Here is a 16,981-nt window from a genome sequence, read left to right on the forward strand (position 1 = left end):
AAGATGGAGGCACCCATCCCGATCACCATAGCAATTACCAATGCTACCTACATTTGCCTTTATTCGCAAGGACTTCTTGCCGATTATCTGGCAGAGACGATCTGTCCAAAATGTTCTGTTGATTGCGCTTGCCAGCAGCCACTGCCATCGCTTGAATTGACCAACTCTACCGTTTGTCGCACTTTGTACAAGCTTGAAAAGGATCACGAGGGGATCGATACGGTGGTCAAGGATATGGCCCAGATTGTTCTGGTCAGATGTCCCATATGTAAAAGCCGGTTCCGGTTGCTCCCGGCGGATATTCTTCCCTACAAACTTTACTCACTTTCGGTGATTGAGCTCTCGGTAAGCCTATACAACCGAGGAGACATGGCATTGCGCCAAGTGGTATGGGATCATCTTTACGGTGATCACACCCCTGAGCACGCGACACTTCACGCATGGACAGAAGGGTTGGGTGCCTGGTGGCTGGGCAGGCCGATGGGGGAAACGGCCTTTTCAATACCGGCCACCCGGATCCAGGCGGAGTTGGAAATCCGTTACCCACAGATGTGTTCATTGCATGGTCAACCGGTTTGGATCAACCCGGATCGTTACCGCAGCCAGGGGCGCCGGGAACGTCTTGAAGCCTGCAAACAATTTGAATTTGTCAGTACGCTGATCGCGTCCGAAAACCCGCCAAACTTCGCTGAACTCAACTGTCTCATCGTCAGTTGGGGCAATTCGTTCGGCCTTGGCTTTAAAACCGGCATTAGCTGCACGGCGGCTGAACACATCAATTTTAAAAATATGCGAACATGGGGCCACATTCTTCCAAAGGAGCCCTTGTCATGTCCGATTCATGGGAGATCGCCGCCTGGCGGTTCGAAATGATCAGTCCACTTTTGGATGACAAACTGACCGAAGCAAAAAAACGGCACATTCTTAGCGATCGTACGCGGAAGTCTGTTCAATGGCCGTGTTCGTCCCAAAAAAGGCCGATCGGCAGAAGCACACTGTTCCGATGGCTGAAAGACTACCGCGAAAAAGGCTTTTTGGGGCTGATGCCCAAGGTCAGAAAAGACAAAGGGATGGCCCGCACCGACCGCTGTGAACAGGTGAACTACGCCCTGGGGCTTTTGTACGAAGAGCCCGGACGTTCTTTGACCCAGCTGATGATTTACCTCGAATTGGAGTTCGGTGAGCTGTCCATGAGTCGCTCGACCCTTAGCCGGGATCTTCACGCACACCCGGCGTTTATGGGCATTTTGCGACGCCGAAAGACAGCAGGCAAAAAACTGCGGGACCTGTACGAGACCGACCAGCCGCACGAAATTTGGCAGTTGGACGCCAAAGGCCCGTTTTCAGTAATGTTGACCAACAGCCAAACGATCCGGGTCCATGTGCTGTCGATTCTCGATGATTTTAGCCGTTACATTCTGGCCGCCATTATCGCACAGGCTGAAAATATCCAAGCCGCCGTCAGGGTCTTTCGCCTGGCCGCGTCCAAGTGGGGGATTGCCCTTCGCATGCAGTTCGATCGCGCCTCGGCTTATGACTCCGAAGTCTTCCGCACCGGCCTTGCCTTTTTGGGGGTTCATCGAAACTGGGTAAAATCCCGCAACCCAGAGGCACAGGGGAAAATCGAGGCTTATCACCGATCCCTGAAAAAATGGTTCGTCAAAGAGCTGCCAAACCAGGAGGTGGTCGATATCCATCATCTGGAGGCCCTGCTTCAGGCGACGATCGCTTTGGTCTACAACCGGCACCACCATCGTGAAATCAAGATGACCCCGGAACAAGCCCTGGCCCGACGCATCTCAACACGGCGCGTCGGTGCCGACCAACTTGCCCAGGCATTTCAAATTGCCGCCCAGGCCAAAAGCCACCCGAAGACCGGCCAGGTGAATCTACCCAACGGCCTTTTCCGTGTGCCGGCCCGCTTTGCAGGAAAAAAATGTCATTTTCGCTATGATCCGGTAAACACAGACCAAGCCTTGCTGATCATCGATGACGCGCACCAGATCCCGCTTGAACCCTTCACCAAAAAGCATCCCTTCGATTTTCAAAAGACAGAGGAAAAACGGGGCACCGGCCAGCTGCAAAAACTTCTGGATGTCTGGCAGGGTCGCTGCCGGCCCAATGCCCAGCCCGGCTTCGGTTTGCCGGAAGTGTTTCGTGAGTTCAGCCGGCTGCTGCAGCGCCCCGTTCCCATCGACCAACGAGAAGCCGCGGCCATCGAAGCCTTTTATCGACAAAACGGCCCGTTGCCCGCACAGCCGTTTCGCCGGGCGATCGACAAAACCGCTGACGCCCTTGGACCCAACCGTGCCCTGAAAGCCTATCTGCAATACCTGGAAAGGCTTGTAAAGGCACAGATAAAGAAACCCGACCCGCAGGAGGAACCACTATGAACCCATCGTCCTACTTTGCCTTTGACGATTTTGCACGGGCGCTTGAAAACCTTGAAAACGCCTTTCGAAACGAAAACGACCGTTATCTGATGTTAACCGGCGAGACCGGTGTCGGTAAAACATGGCTGTGCCGGCAGTTGAACACCGTCCTAGACCGCTGCCGGCATCGCGTGTTCTATTTTTCTCACGCACGTCACCTGAGTGCAACCGCCCTGATCCGCGTGCTGGCAACCTGGATGAGACTGCCCACCCGACGCTCTCACAGCGAAACGCTCCAAGGCCTGATATCCGCCCTTGGCGAACACCCCCACCAGTTGCTGTTATGGTTCGACGAAGCACACGAACTGGCCGATGAAACCCTGCTGGAGGCAAAGGCGCTGGCCGAAAGCGACCTTGACGGCAGTTGCCCGGTACGCATCCTTTTAATCGGCATGCCTTTGCTGCGGGACAGAGTTCAGGCCATTGCCCCTTTGTGGCGGCGTATCGTGGTGCGCGAAGAGTTGACCGGTCTGACATTCGATGAACTGCCCCCTTTTATCGAACATCACTTCGGTGCCGAAAATCTGCAGCGCATCTGTCAGCAGGGGCTGCATATCCTGTTTGAACGCGCCAGAGGTATCCCGGGCCTGGTTGTCCCCAGGTTCAAAAAAATCCTGGCCGAAAACAAATCCGGCGGCCCCATCGATCCTTTGTTTCTCGACGACATGCTCCAACGCTGGGAACTGACATGAAAGGGGATATGCCATGAACCCGCAGCAAGCCGAAATCCTGCGTGACATCGTACAGCGTATGATGGCGCGCTACATCACCGTCAGACCTCAGGGCATCGATCTGGGTAACAAAAGAAAACCGATCCCAGCGCTTGACAGCCGGATCCTTGATTACGGCGCCGCCCGAACGCTCTACCGGAACCGACGCCCTGTCTGCCGATCTCTGGATGCCGTCAACCCCATCGGTGATACGGAAAAACGCTGCCAGAAATGTCTCGACAGAGATCAATGCACCGGTCAGGTGCGCTTGGACCTGCTGTTCGACAACACCCCTTACAGGCTCCTGCTCGCCTACACTTCCGCTAAAAACTTCCTGATTTACACCGGTAAACTCGTTGAAAAAAAACTTGAAATTCGTTCAATCAATACCAAGATCGTCGTTGTTAACAGAGGCTCATGGGGTGAGTTGCGGTTCTGCGTTGCTGACGTGTAGCGGATAGATATACTGGTTTCTTGTTGTAAGTCGGTTCTTTCCGGTTGTTGGCGAAACGTCATCCACGCGGTAAGCTTTATCATTTGTTCATTTGAACGCGTCTCGATTATGAACGATATGATATAGGTTAACGCGGCGATATCGGATGTCATCCGAATGATCTCATGAAACGTGGGATGACAGTCTCAAAAAGCGTGGCACACGACAGATATGGCTAGCGAGACTGTAGATAAGATGAAGAATGGTCTTAAGGATTTCGATAAAAACATTAAAAACATGGACGAACATCTCAAGGACTGGGATGATATGGGCATGTAATCTGCCCAATCACATAAAATCCAAGGGGAATCAAAATCCATAATAAATAGTTAGGGAGGTCGAGGATGGACGATGAAACATATTTTCTACTATTATTGTTTTTTGGGATGCTTTTTATCCGTAAGCGTTCACGGGGTATATTGGGCGCTCAATCCGGCGCACTTTTTTCGCTCCGCTAACCTCTCGTAATTTCAATATTTTTATACAAAATCAATAACTTATTGAAATAATTAAAAATATCTAGACTTTCCATTTCTAGTATGCTATCGTGCTTTTCATGAAGCCCGATAGACCCATTTCAGATGCCGATTGGCAAGCTACTGCTGAACCGGTACGCCAGTACATCGTTTCTTTGGAAGATGAGCTGCGGGCGATTAAAACTCAAAACGACAAGCTGGAGAAAAACAACGAGAAGCTTGAAAAGCAAAAACGCCAAAACTCGACCAACTCCAGCAAACCGCCCTCATCCGATCCGCCCTATAACAAACCCAAACGCGAAAAGCCCAAAGGCGAACGCAAGCCGGGCGGACAAAAAGGACACCCGGGGCATGGGCAAATGCTGCTAACGCCCAACAATACTCAAAATGTGATGCCCGAGTGCTGCGGTTGCGGTCTCCATTCATCGGATTGGGATAATCTGCGACCCTTTCATACTCACCAACATATCGAATTGCCTGAAATCGAGATGGACATCACCCATTTTGTTCTGCACCAAGGTCAATGCCCTGGGTGCGGCAAGATTGTCAAAGCACAGGTTCCGGAGGCGTTTAGCACCGGCTACGGCCCGCGGTTTTGTGCGTTTATCGCCGAACTGAGTGGTATCAAGGCCATGAGTCGGAGAAATGTGCAGCAACTGGTCCACTCCGTGTTTGATATCAAAATCGCCACCGGCACGATCCAAAAGGTTATCGACCGCGCTTCCGAGGCCATTGCCTCCACCTATGAGCGTATCGGCCAGGTGGCCCGCAGCAGTGAGTGCAACTTCATCGATGAAACCAGTTGGTTTAAAAAGCACAATCTGCAATGGCTCTGGGTAATGGTCAATACGATGGTGGCCTTTTTCCGCATCGATCCGAAAAGATCCAAACAGGCCTTTCTCGAACTGATCGCCGACTGGAAAGGCATCTTGATCAGCGATGGTTATCGCCTTTATTGCAAATGGGTCCATGGCCGGCAAACCTGCCTGGCCCATTTGATCCGAAAGGCCAAGGCGTTAATCGAGAGTAGAAAACTCAACGAAAGGCGAGGCGGCAAGTTAATCTTGGCACATTTGAATACCCTGATCGAATTTTCAAAAAACAAACCGCCACCTTTAAAATGGGAGCGTTTTTATAACTCCTTGTTGCTCATCCTCAGCCTTTTTGAAGACGACACCGACGGTGCCGGTCGCCTGGCCAGGCAAATAATACGAGAAATTGACGCATTGTGGACCTTTCTCGAACATGATGGCGTCGAACCCACCAACAACCGTGCCGAACGCTCTCTGCGCTTTGGCGTGCTATGGCGCAAATGTAGTCTGGGAACGCAAAGCGACAAAGGCAACCGCTGGGTCGAACGAATCTTGTCTGTAAAAGAAACCTGCCGACTGAGAGATAAAGCCACATTTCCGTTTATAGTCGAATGCCTGGAATGTTACTTTGCAGGCATCTCTGTTGATGTGAGTTGGATCTAAGCCTCTCTTCAGCTAATAGCCCCGTGACCGTTTACTTTTATCCTGGTTTGCCTGTATCGGTTATTATCCAACCGATATAAGCCACGAGGAGAAAAGAAAAATGAAAAAATCGTCCATTCCACGGCCCTGGATATGGACAAGGAATTTGATGATGATGTGGTTACAAATCCTGCATTTTCATCTCTAAAGGCAAACATCTTCCATAAAGACAGATATGACGATGATAAATAGGAACTACTAAAGTTTCCTAAATTCAATCAAGCCGCCATGCGCAGCAGTACGTCCACGAGAGAATTAAAGACGGATTTGCGTGGCACCGGGAAGAGCCTACCAAAATCCTTGTCCATCGCGGCCTTTGTAACGGATCGGCGGACATCCGAAAAGGCAAAATGACGGCGGCCGCCGACGGCATGCCGGCGAGATGGCGTTTTCTCGACCCGGCTGGCGTAAATCCAGGCGACGGTGGTCGCCAGCATGCAAAAGTGCAGATGGTTGCTGACGGCCTGCGGATGACGGCTTTGCGTGTCAGCGCTGCCGATGTCGTTTTTCAATTCCTTGAATAAGGCTTCGATCTTCCAGCGGGCCCCATAGTATTCGATAATCTGCTCAGCCGAAAGGGACAGGTCGGTGGAATAAAGTGCCACCCACTGTGTCTTACGATAGACCCAGACCACCTTGACCGCACATCGGATGGTCTTGAGCATCACCACGCGTTCATAGGCTACGATGTTCCGGTTGCGGCCATACAGGTTGACGATGTATTCTTTTGCCAGCGATTTGAATCGAACGGCCAACGCTGCCGCATTCCCCAGCTTGCGGCCATATTTACGCGGGCGGCCTTGTCGTCCGGTCGGAGGTGGCGGCAGTTCAAATATTGTGCTGTTGGATCGAAGCCTGGAAATCATATCCACCCATATGCCCAACTGTTTTTTCAATGGCTTCCACAGGCCGCCATTGCCGAACCATGAGTCGGTGATGATGACAATCCGTTTTCTGGGAAACACCGCGGCAATCTCACCGATCATGTCGACCGCCATGGCAAGCTTGCTCTTGAATGTCACTTCCGGTCCATTGCTGTCACGGTTCATTCGTTCGATGGTTTTCTTCAGGAGGTAGAAACGATAACTCAGCGGCAGACAGGCCCAACGTCCCTTGATCATCTTCAACAACCCCACAGCAACGATGTTCTGGGCCCACGGATACCTGGACTGGTTTTGCTTGGCAGCATGATCGAAAACCTTGTCGCAGGCGAAAATCTTCTTGCCTGTCTTGGCGTTGATACTGTCATCCAGAGCCAGCATTAACCGCCCACCGGTCGTTGGCAGCGGAATCAATTTCCACAGCGTGGGCCATAACCGTTGCCATGGAATCCGTGGGGATGCCATGAAGGTATAGAACTTTTTACGACTGATCCCGGAAAAGCCGAACACCGTCTTCAAGCACCGTAGAATGTTTGAGGTCCTCGATGAGGCGAAAGGAACAATGATCGCCACGATCGTGTATACGAACCATATTCCCCGTTCCTGACCTTTACTGGACTGAGCAAATTCGTTTTTGAGTTTTTCAAGGATGTCGTGTAGGATAAGCATGCGAGGCCTCCGGTTGGGTTGTTTGTTTGTGGAAGAAGAAACATACCACAACCGAGCCTCGCAATCAACATTAACATACTGTATTAACTAAATATTTGATCATATTGCCAAAAATCGGTCCCGATATCTGTAATGATTTCAATAGGTTACAGGCGACCGCCATTTTGCTAACCATCTGTTATTACAGGAAATATTAATATTCTTCAGTAGTACTCACCCCGCCGGGCTGCTTTCAAAAAGGGGAAACTTTAGTAGGAACTATTCAATTCCTAATAAATGTTTTTTCTTATAATAATTATAAGTTATATAAAAACAACTTCATTTTAGGTCTGCAGATTACAAGTGTCAGATGGCCCCGTGAAAACAAGCCTAATCACTTTACTGATGATACCTTGTCTCCTTGTCTCCTTGGCCTGCTCGGTTGCGGAGGGTCGTCGGATTCTTCTGTATCAAATAACTTCTCATCGTCTGAGGACAGTGGTCCATTGGCAGGCGTGTGGATCGGATCAGCAAATGGCGTCACGCACACGATTACAATCCACGGTCATGGGAATACCTGTTTGACGGGATGGAATACAAGCGATGAATACTTTACCAGGACATTTATAAAAATACGGGATCGTCGAGTCCATGGAGCAATCATCAATAAACCTGAATGAAATCACGGAGGGCACTGCCTACCAGGCCATCGAAACGGCCATCATCCAGTATTTTCAGGTACGGGATTGTATTGTCAATTTCGACACCCAAAGCGCCTGCATTCTCTTCGATCCTGTTGTTCATCGAAGATGGATTGCACGGTTCAATGGGCATATTGATTCCTGCGATTCAAAGGACATCCCGATTTCGGTACCGCTGAGGCGTCTGCCGCCCCAAATCAAACAGATGACCCGGCCCATATTAGAAAATCTTATGGCGGGTCAGGAGTCGCTGGAATCATATCTCAAATGGAAACCCCTTGAACGCAAAATCGTACTTGGAACCATCACCGAAGTGCACCATACCCACTACAAAATCAGTTTGAAGGGGGAAACAGGTAAATTGGATATTAGGGACGCAATCAAACGCGAAAACTACTCGCTTGGGAAAACCCATTTGTTTCATGTAAAGCGGGTTCGGATGGATGGTGAAAATGTCCGGATTCAATTATCGCGCAGGTCCAAAAGTCTTCCAGAGTTCGTTCTATCAAGCAAATTTCCCAAGTACCGGTTCAAATGCTATCGGCGCCTGCCGGGCATCAAATCCTGGATTCGAACAACTGCACCCCGATTCAGGTGGAGCTTGTTTTTTTCCAAGGAGATTCGCCAATCCCTGGCAGGAGAATACCTTCAATTTTATTCTTGAGGAAAAGGAGTGGACAATGACGGAGACACAAAAAAGCCCCAGCAACGGACCGACGAAAGGAAGGGATTTTTTCATCGAAATGGCCAAACATCCCCGATCTCGGGTAATCATGGCCAACACCTCGGACACTTACATGATGGCCGATATCACCCGCCAGGGGGACATCATCATCAGCAGACTGAGGGATGAATTGATGCGATCGATTACCATCGAGGATTTTACCCGTTACATGGATGAATACTATAAAATCATATTCGGTCTCGAGGACCATCTGCAACTCATCGGATCTAAGGTGGGCATCGGCTATCGTCCCTCACGCACCTACAAATCCATGAAAAAGAAGAATAATCAGGATTCGATGGACACTCCAACAGAGACTTAAAATACCACAACGATATGTTTGAATTTTTCTCAAAGAAAAAGAGATCCCGTTCTTCGAACGTCCGCACCATATCCATTGTGGACCTGGCACCCCTCTGGCGTGATCCCAATGAAGGTATCACAGGTAATGGTCAGACTGCTGATGGCAATTCCGATGACTCACAAAAGAGGACGGTGGGCGGCGGATCCGATAGCAATACAAACTTGGAAGACCGGATAATTAACTCCGATTCTAAACCAAAGGAAGGGATCTTAGTAGATGACAACGCGGCATGGTTTGATGAAAAACGTTTTTTTTCGGAGTTGAAGGTTAAATTGGACGTAAACCAGACCTCAGCCTTCCGGTACAACGGAAATGCATACTATAGCCTCGACACCGTTGCCCGGGCATTGAACCGTCAACGGCAGGATAAATATCTCGAACCCATGCAGCCCCAAGCCGTCATCGATTTTTTTCAATCCAGACGCATATTGAAAAGCGGCAAATACATAATGCGGTTCGATGCGGGCTTGCCCGCTAAAATCTACCTCTACTCGCACCCCTGCCAAAAAAGTGAGAAATCGAAAAGCAAGCTACCCATCATTGAAAACGGCCGCCGTCTGAAAAGCATAAAACCCATTAAAAAGATAGAACTATGATTTTCCCCAGGGTAAAAGCCGTGATCGGTATCATAGCACTTTTGGTTCTGATTGCCGGATTCCACTATCGGATGGAAATCCAGCAGCGATACCCGGAATTCGATCCAACCCTGATGGCGACAGGCATTTTTTTTCTTGCGGGGATAATCTATGCGGTCATCGACCGGAATATCATCATTGCCTTCATCACAATGGCCGTTGCTGTCGCCATCCCTTATTTAAGGCAGTGGATAGTGGTCTACTGGCCCTATTGAATCCCCAACCCTGTTCGTGTGCTTTAAGGTTGCGACATGCCCAAAGACGAAAATATTAACGCGATTCCCATTGGCAGTAACGCTAGTGCCGGCACGCGCACCTATTTCAAGAATATCGTCGATGCCATTTCGCAGATTCAACAATTTGCCGTCATGGAAAGATCGGATTACGAGATTCCCGAAGATTTTCTCACCCTTCGCGGATCGCTTAACTTTTTCAGCATCGGATTTGGCAACGGCTTTATCGAAGGCATGGTGTTTGCGCTTCTGTTGGCCATCATCATGCCGCTCACGCACAGTGAGTATCTGATGGAGCTGGTCTCCCTCAGCTTCCCGCTGGCTCGATCGCGTGCCTTCCTGTGGATGTTGAACCTGTTGCCCGTTATCATCGCGGTGACGCTTTGCTCCTATCTGAGCCGATATCGGATAGGCAAAATTGCCAAACGTGCCGTCGATGCACTTTTGGTGGGTCGCATGTTCAGTTTGATCATCAAGGCCATCATCATTTTCGTTTTGTTGATTGCCTTTTACAACTACAACGATGTCGTTGCCTATGGTTTGGGTCGTGCATTGGCAAAAATTAATGTCGGCTTCGGACACGGTGTTTTTTTGACCATCAGCAGAATGAAAGAACACCTTTTGATCACCGCCTTTCGAATTCTGGCCATTTTTGCTGGAGCGATACTGGCCCCATTTTTCACGATCTGGCTGGTTTCCCTTTACCGGGCGTATCAGCGAAAAAAAGCCGAACGATTTTGGATGGAATAATGTTCTGGTCACGAAAGCGTAGCACCCTCATCGGCCGGGGTGTGCCTATACACGATTTAAAAGGTGCCATCCGCAGGATCGAACTCCCGGACAGAGACCGGATCGGCCACATCGGATGCTTCGGCACTACCCGCATCGGCAAATCCAAGTTGATAGAGAACATGGTCGCCCAGGACATCGCCAAGGGCTATAGCGTCGTCATAGTGGACCCCAAAGGGGATCTGGAGCTTTTTTCAAAAATCGTACAGATTGCGCATGATAACGATAGAGGCAACGAACTGTGCCTGATCAACCCCATCTACCCCGAATTTTCGGCCACGATCAACCCTCTGGCCTACTATTTCAGTCCGGAAGAAATCGTCAATCATGTGGTCGCAGGCGTCCAGGCCAAGGATGCCTATTTTCATAATGTAGCCTATGAAACGACACTCATGATCGTTTTAAGCCTGTTGGCATTGAAGGCGAAGGTAGATCCAGAGTTGCCCATCAATTTCGCGGAAATCAGCAGACGATGCGGTGCTGAGGAAATAGAGAACCTGATGAGTGCATTGACCGAAATTGAAGATCCCGGTACACGGGAGATCGTTCACATTGCCAACAAAATTCTTCAGGCCAAGGAAGAGTTTTTCGGGAAGGTTACTTCCTCTCTTCGCACGGTGCTGACGGCTTTATCCATTGGCAATATGGGCAGGATTATCGGCAAAGCCCGTTCCAATCGCTTCGTGAAAAGCCTGGAAAACGGACAACGGGTCATCCTTGTGGTTCAGACCGGCAGCATGCTCTCCGGTAAGGTCAGCGACATGATGGCTCGGATTCTGATCTCCATGATCCAAAGTTTCATCGGCCGGCGTTTTGCGTCGGGTCAAAAGATTGATCCTCCCCTATCCATCTATATCGATGAATTTTCCAACGCCTGCTACATGGGCATCGAGGATCTCTACAGGGTCAGAATGCAGTTGGATTTTTTAACCCACTGAAATGTAAGCAAATATATCGTTGTATTCATTCATAATTGTATCGCTGTTCGATGATTATGGCGGCACTAAAAAATGTAACCATTTGATATTATTAAACCCGAGGATTGACATGGGAGAGCTAAATTGATACGATTATTTGAATAATTTACATTCAAACAAATAATTGTATCATGAGGCCATATGCTCTCACCTGAAGAATCCAAGACAGTACTTCGGAACTTTTTCAATAAGAAGTATATCGCAGATATTGGCCAGTTATATCATTTACTTCAAACGACGTCGCGAATGAGTGTTTTTCGAAGACTCAAACGCATGGGATATTTAACGAGTTTTACGGATGCCGGTCGTTATTATACGCTTCAGGATGTACCGATTTTTGATGAGTGGGGATTGTGGTTTCATAAGGGGATTGGTTTTTCACAATATGGCACGCTGAAAAACACCATCATCAAAATCGTCCATTCTTCAGATGCCGGCATGATGCCCAAAGAAATGCTGAATTTGTTGAAAATAAGAATTCCCAACACGTTGCATAATGCACTGCATGGGCTGGTTAAAAACAATCAGATCGGTCGCCGTCGGCTGGAACGTTTCTTTCTATATACAGATGCAAATCCTGAAAAAGCACAACTGCAGTTAAATACGCGCCGTTTTCTTTTGCAAAAGACAGCACCGGTTGTTGAACCACCATCAGCAGAATTAACCATCGCCGTGCTGATTGAAGCGTTTAAAACCGTAAAGATCAGGGTGTCTCCAACGTTGGTTGCTGAGCGCCTGGACGTACGAGGGATGTCGGTTACAGTCGAGCAAGTCAAACAGATTTTTACTCGACACGGGATCCCGACAGAAAAAAAAACGGCAAGCCTCCCTTAAACGTCCTGAGCGATTTGAGAGATGAGGCGCGTCGTTTGAATGACCGTTGTTGTAAACAGGCTTTCGGACTGACCGATGTTGTTGTTTCGGCCAAAGAGGAGCGTGGACGCTGTGAAATCTGTCATGGCCCAATGAAAGTTCAGAAAACATACCGCCATGAAGGCAGGACCCTTCGACATGGAGTATTCGAAGTATGTGAAACAGTGTATGTTTGTGCCGGCCGATGCCATCATCCCGTCGGCACCTTGGTGACCCAAAGATCTTTATCCGTGTCGCAAACTATTATGCCAAACTGCAATGCCGGCTATGATTTGATGGTTTTTGTCGGACGCCAGCGGTTGCTTGAACATCGGCAGCGAGAAGAGATCATGGCAGCGCTCAATGACGACTATGGCATTCGTATCTCAGCTGGTGAAGTCAGTGACTTGGCCATGCGGTTTTCACAATATTTTCTACGGCTTCATTATGCAAAAGCCGACCGCATAAGAAAAATATTGGAAAATGACGGTGGATGGCCGATGCACATCGATGCAAGCGGAGAAAACGGCCGAGGCACGCTTTTTGTTGTGATGGCCGGTTGGCGAAAATGGGTGCTTGGCGCATGGAAGATAGCCACTGAGAAAGCTGAACTTATTTTGCCATGTCTGCGCGACACCGTTGAAAGATTCGGCCCGCCTTGTGCGGGGATGCGAGATTTAGGGCGAGCGGTCACACCGGCGCTGAACGATTTGGTTTCCGAATTGGGATTGGAGATCCCTGTTTTGGCCTGCCATCAGCATTTTCTGGCGGATATCGGCAAAGATCTTTTAAATTCTGACCATTGTGCCCTTCGCGACCTTTTTCGCAGAACCAAGGTTCAGGCCGACATTAAGCGCCTGATTCGCGAGTTCGGCGGAAAGATTGGTTTACAGATCGATGATGCTCGGCAAACGGTTATTGCATGGCAAGAGATGGAAGACCATACATATCAATTGCCGCCGGGAAAAAATGGGATAGCGGTTGTCCGTGCGCTAAGCCAATGGGTGATCGACTATCATGCCGACGCCTCCGGGCTGGATTTTCCATTTGACCGACCCTATTTCGATTTTTTTAACCGCTGCATGATCGGATCAAAAGCGATTGATGCGTTTCTTCGTATCCCATCCGATGATCGAAAAGTAACGGGTGCACTCAAACGGCTTGGCCGGATTTTGACCAAAGTTGCATGTGAAGTTCCTTTTCGTCACATCATCAAGCGTCTTCAACGCCGTGCTGAGCTATTCGATGAATTGCGGGATCAACTGCGGACCGCGAAAAAACTGCCCGAAAATGAAACAGTGGCAGACATTGATTTGATGCGGAAACGATTTTACGATTGGACGGCATCGCTCAAAGAACGTCGTCCCAAAAGAGGCCCGGCCCAAGATATGCGTGATGCCATTGATATCATCTTGAAACATATCGATGTTCATGGCGAACACCTTTGGGGCCACGTTATTACGTTACCGGAGAACGCCCCTTCTCGAATGCGACTTGTGAGTCGTACAAACGAAATTATAGAAAATTTTTTCGGCACCATAAAACATGGCGAACGACGCAGGAGTGGGCGGAAAAACCTCACACATGATTTTGAACGATTACCGGCTGAGGCAGCGCTGGTGTACAATCTGAACCAACCCGATTATGTCAGTGCCGTTTGCGGATCCATTGATCGTCTTCCTCTTGCTTTTGCACAACTCGATAAAGAAGAAGCGCGGAGAAAAGAAAAAGGGTTACCGTCCCAAAAGATGTCAAATCTGGATAAAATACTTCAACTTTCCACTTCAGCTTTATCTTCCGCTGATCGCCATGTTGTAAGAACGGAAAATATGAATCAACGCATCATCAAGGCAGCCAGAAGCCGCGCTCCGCGCGTCGCGTGTTGAAAATAATGGAAAATCCAACCGCAAAATGACGCTTAAGGAGGATCTATTCAACAAGGCCGGCGGCGCCGGCGCCATGGTGAGCGTGTTCACCCAATCGCTGGCTGATATTACCGCCGCCATCGGCGATCAGATGGCCCGTAAGATCCTGGACAACCTGAATACCAAGATATTCATGCGCGTCAACGACCCCTTGACAGCCAGGTATGTCAGTGATTCCTCGGGTACTCGAAAGAAATACGATCCTTTTCTTCAGTTGGGGGGCGGTATCACCATGCGCTGTTCGGAGGAAGCGGCCGTGCGCCCGGAAGATGTACTCAATTTGAACAGACGTATCTTCTTTCTATTCGGCATCAATGGCCGGTACAAGGGAAAGACCGAACTGGTCAAACCGTCCAGATTAAAGGTGGAGTACCCTGACATTATCTCCAATGCGGTTTAAAAAGGAATCCTCCATGAAAAAGATCGGAATCTGCAACAATAAGGGCGGTGTGGGCAAAACCACCATCACCCTATGTCTGGCCGGAGCCCTGGCCGAGATGGATCTGAAAGTGCTCCTGGTGGACATGGATCAGCAAGGATCTTTAAGTTCTTCCTTTTTGCCCGATATCCATAACCTGCCGTTGGTGGTCACGGATGTGATCCGGGATGATGGAGTATCCATCGAAGAGGCAGTACATCGGACCCAATATGCCAACATCAAGATCCTTCCTTCCAATTTGAGTCTGGCCAAACTGGAAAGCGAACTTCAATCCGAGCGGGACGCTCACTATTATCTGGCCGACAGGCTTGATGAAATCAATGGTCAATACGATGTGATCATTATTGATTCTCCTCCCAATTTAGGACTGGCCACCTGGTCGGTATTAACAGCTGTTAAAGATCTGATCATCCCTTTGGAGGCCCAGGATTACAGTGTCAAAGGCACGGGGTATGTCCACGGGTTGATCGACAAGGTAAAAAAGCGGGCCAATCCCCGGCTGGAGATTTTGGGTTACCTGATCAATAGATACGATGGCCGTCGGCGTATCGAACAGGATTTCAAGGCCATGATCCAAAACCATCTGGGCAATCGGGTGTTTGATCAGGTGCTGAAAGATGCCGTTGTTTATGTGGAAGCCGTCACCTTGGGGACACCGGTTACCATGCTTTATCCCAAAAGCGAGCATGCCGAGGTGTTTCGCCAGCTTGGCAGGAAGGTCATGTATGGCTAAGGATTTCTCTCAAGATGCCCGGGACCGATCTCTTTTCCTGGTCCCTTCGACATTGGATACAGCTGCAAATAGGGGCGATCGTTTAGATACCCGCCCGCTCCGGGAGGCAAGGTGGATTGAAATCCAGCGTATCCAGCCGGACCCGAACCAACCCAGAAAAACCTTTGTTCAGGAAACCCTTGAGTCCCTTGCCCGATCCATCCGCGAGATCGGCGGCATCATCGATCCGATAACGGTCCAATTTTCTGAAAATGAAGATGGTTTCCTGATCATCAGTGGAGAGCGGCGTTATCTGGCCGCCAAGATCGCCGGTCTCGACACGCTTCCCTGCATCATCAAACAACCCGATGATAAAACCCGCTTTCTCATGCAGTTTATTGCCAACATCCAGCGGGAAGATATCCCGCCCCTGGAAGAGGCCGCAGCCATTCGGCGATTGGTTCAGACCTTCGGGTTCACCCAACACGAAATCGCAAAACTGATCAATAAATCAAAAAGCTATGTCAGTCAGGTCCTGGGCCTGGAGCGACTCTCCGATGAAGCCAAAAAGAAAGTTCAGACGTCTGAACTTTCCAAAGAGGTTCAGATTCAGGCATCCCGGGAAACGGAACCTGAAAAGCAGATTGAAATCCTGAAGATGGCATCCGATGGGAAAAAGACCGTTCGGGATATCCGCAATCAAACCAGACAGGGCGAGGTCCAAAAGCCGGATCACAATGAGACTTTCAGCCAGTGGACTTGGCGATCAAAAAAGGGACGGTTTACGGTGTCGGTACGGTTTATGGAGAAGCATCCTTCCGAAAACAAGACGAACATGGTTCGGGTTGCTTTAAAGGAAGCGGTCAATCAGATTTCTGGTAAGTGCAGATAAACCGGCGGTGAGTTGAGAGAGCAAGAGGCCCGTGCCAATGAGAATGAAAGAATCAGTCGGTGAGCTGATCGATGGATAGGCCCATAGCTCCTTTTTGGTATCAATGGTCGGTACAAAGGGAAAACCGAACTGGTTGATTCATCCCGGATAAAAGTGGAATTTCCAAGCATTACATCAAAAGTCGCTTAATAACATCGAAAAGGCCCCAAAACGCTTTCGAATGTTGGTGTTGACAGATGGTAACACGAAGGTTACTTATATTTATGATATACGAAATCATTGAATATACCAATGACATTGATCAAAACCTGTTTCGTGAATGGTTTTTCAGTTTGGACGCCAAAGCAGCCGCCAAAGTTACCACGGCGATTACCCGGCTTGAGAACGGCAACACGTCAAACGTTAAAAGCGTGGGCGGCGGCGTTTATGAGTACAAAATCAATTTTGGTCCCGGCTACCGGATATATTTCGCTTATGACGGGAAAAACATTATCCTTTTGCTGGCCGGAGGAAGCAAGCGGCGGCAATCTAAGGACATTGAGGCAGCCAAAGCCCGTTGGGCCGATCATAAGGTCAGAAAGTAG

Annotated in this window: 18 protein-coding genes; 17 read left to right on the forward strand and 1 reads right to left on the reverse strand. The window is 49.3% G+C overall.

All coding sequences use genetic code 11. The features are described from left to right. The first annotated feature begins 3 nt into the window (after positions 1-3). The 5 genes from GN112_RS05850 to tnpC all read left to right on the forward strand — a co-directional run bounded on the left by GN112_RS05850 (position 4) and on the right by tnpC (position 5,586). Positions 4-873 (forward strand): hypothetical protein, encoded by an 870-nt coding sequence (locus tag GN112_RS05850; RefSeq protein ID WP_155309042.1) that lies wholly within the window; start codon positions 4-6, stop codon positions 871-873. Then, entirely contained in the window at positions 831-2,393 is a 1,563-nt protein-coding gene (locus GN112_RS05855; protein WP_162458774.1) for a DDE-type integrase/transposase/recombinase, read from the forward strand. Before GN112_RS05850 ends, GN112_RS05855 begins: the two co-directional genes overlap by 43 nt. Further along, positions 2,390-3,124, forward strand: a complete 735-nt coding sequence (locus GN112_RS05860; RefSeq protein WP_155309044.1) for an AAA family ATPase — start codon at positions 2,390-2,392, stop codon at positions 3,122-3,124. The genes GN112_RS05855 and GN112_RS05860 overlap by 4 nt, the downstream gene beginning before the upstream one ends. A gap of 13 nt (positions 3,125-3,137) precedes the next feature. Beyond that, positions 3,138-3,596 (forward strand): hypothetical protein, encoded by a 459-nt coding sequence (locus tag GN112_RS05865; RefSeq protein ID WP_155309045.1) that lies wholly within the window; start codon positions 3,138-3,140, stop codon positions 3,594-3,596. A 595-nt stretch (positions 3,597-4,191) separates the two neighbouring features. Further along, positions 4,192-5,586, forward strand: coding sequence for an IS66 family transposase (tnpC, locus tag GN112_RS05870; RefSeq protein WP_155308543.1), 1,395 nt, complete (start codon positions 4,192-4,194; stop codon positions 5,584-5,586). 257 nt (positions 5,587-5,843) lie between these two features. Here the strand turns inward: tnpC and GN112_RS05875 are convergent, their stop codons facing one another. Beyond that, entirely contained in the window at positions 5,844-7,175 is a 1,332-nt protein-coding gene (locus tag GN112_RS05875; protein ID WP_155308529.1) for an IS701 family transposase, read from the reverse strand. Positions 7,176-7,805: 630 nt separating this feature from the next. Between GN112_RS05875 and GN112_RS05880 the strand changes: the two genes are divergently transcribed. From GN112_RS05880 to GN112_RS05935, 12 genes are all read left to right on the forward strand, one after another. Continuing rightward, a complete protein-coding gene (locus GN112_RS05880; protein ID WP_155309370.1) occupies positions 7,806-8,519 on the forward strand; it encodes a hypothetical protein in 714 nt (237 codons plus the stop codon). 16 nt (positions 8,520-8,535) lie between these two features. Next, positions 8,536-8,901, forward strand: coding sequence for a hypothetical protein (locus GN112_RS05885; protein WP_155309371.1), 366 nt, complete (start codon positions 8,536-8,538; stop codon positions 8,899-8,901). 14 nt (positions 8,902-8,915) lie between these two features. Beyond that, the gene (locus tag GN112_RS05890) at positions 8,916-9,539 is read left to right on the forward strand and encodes a hypothetical protein (protein ID WP_155309372.1); all 624 of its coding nucleotides are present in this window, start codon (positions 8,916-8,918) and stop codon (positions 9,537-9,539) included. Positions 9,540-9,559: 20 nt separating this feature from the next. Next, entirely contained in the window at positions 9,560-9,793 is a 234-nt protein-coding gene (locus GN112_RS05895) for a hypothetical protein (protein WP_155309373.1), read from the forward strand. Positions 9,794-9,829: 36 nt separating this feature from the next. Continuing rightward, entirely contained in the window at positions 9,830-10,561 is a 732-nt protein-coding gene (locus tag GN112_RS05900; RefSeq protein ID WP_155309374.1) for a hypothetical protein, read from the forward strand. After that, positions 10,561-11,538: a type IV secretory system conjugative DNA transfer family protein gene (locus GN112_RS05905; protein ID WP_155309375.1), complete on the forward strand. Its 978-nt coding sequence runs from the start codon at positions 10,561-10,563 to the stop codon at positions 11,536-11,538. Before GN112_RS05900 ends, GN112_RS05905 begins: the two co-directional genes overlap by 1 nt. 180 nt (positions 11,539-11,718) lie before the next feature. Then, a complete protein-coding gene (locus GN112_RS05910) occupies positions 11,719-12,411 on the forward strand; it encodes a hypothetical protein (RefSeq protein WP_155309027.1) in 693 nt (230 codons plus the stop codon). A gap of 35 nt (positions 12,412-12,446) precedes the next feature. After that, positions 12,447-14,315, forward strand: coding sequence for a hypothetical protein (locus GN112_RS05915; protein ID WP_155309376.1), 1,869 nt, complete (start codon positions 12,447-12,449; stop codon positions 14,313-14,315). A gap of 25 nt (positions 14,316-14,340) precedes the next feature. After that, positions 14,341-14,754: a TraM recognition domain-containing protein gene (locus tag GN112_RS05920; protein WP_155309377.1), complete on the forward strand. Its 414-nt coding sequence runs from the start codon at positions 14,341-14,343 to the stop codon at positions 14,752-14,754. A 13-nt stretch (positions 14,755-14,767) separates the two neighbouring features. After that, on the forward strand, positions 14,768-15,526 hold the full coding sequence (locus tag GN112_RS05925; protein ID WP_162458800.1) for a ParA family protein: 759 nt from the start codon (positions 14,768-14,770) through the stop codon (positions 15,524-15,526). After that, positions 15,519-16,397: a ParB/RepB/Spo0J family partition protein gene (locus GN112_RS05930; protein WP_162458801.1), complete on the forward strand. Its 879-nt coding sequence runs from the start codon at positions 15,519-15,521 to the stop codon at positions 16,395-16,397. Before GN112_RS05925 ends, GN112_RS05930 begins: the two co-directional genes overlap by 8 nt. A gap of 263 nt (positions 16,398-16,660) precedes the next feature. After that, complete coding sequence (locus GN112_RS05935) at positions 16,661-16,981, forward strand: type II toxin-antitoxin system RelE/ParE family toxin (protein WP_155309380.1); 321 nt, start codon at positions 16,661-16,663, stop codon at positions 16,979-16,981.

The organism is Desulfosarcina ovata subsp. ovata (assembly GCF_009689005.1).
Lineage (GTDB): Bacteria > Desulfobacterota > Desulfobacteria > Desulfobacterales > Desulfosarcinaceae > Desulfosarcina > Desulfosarcina ovata.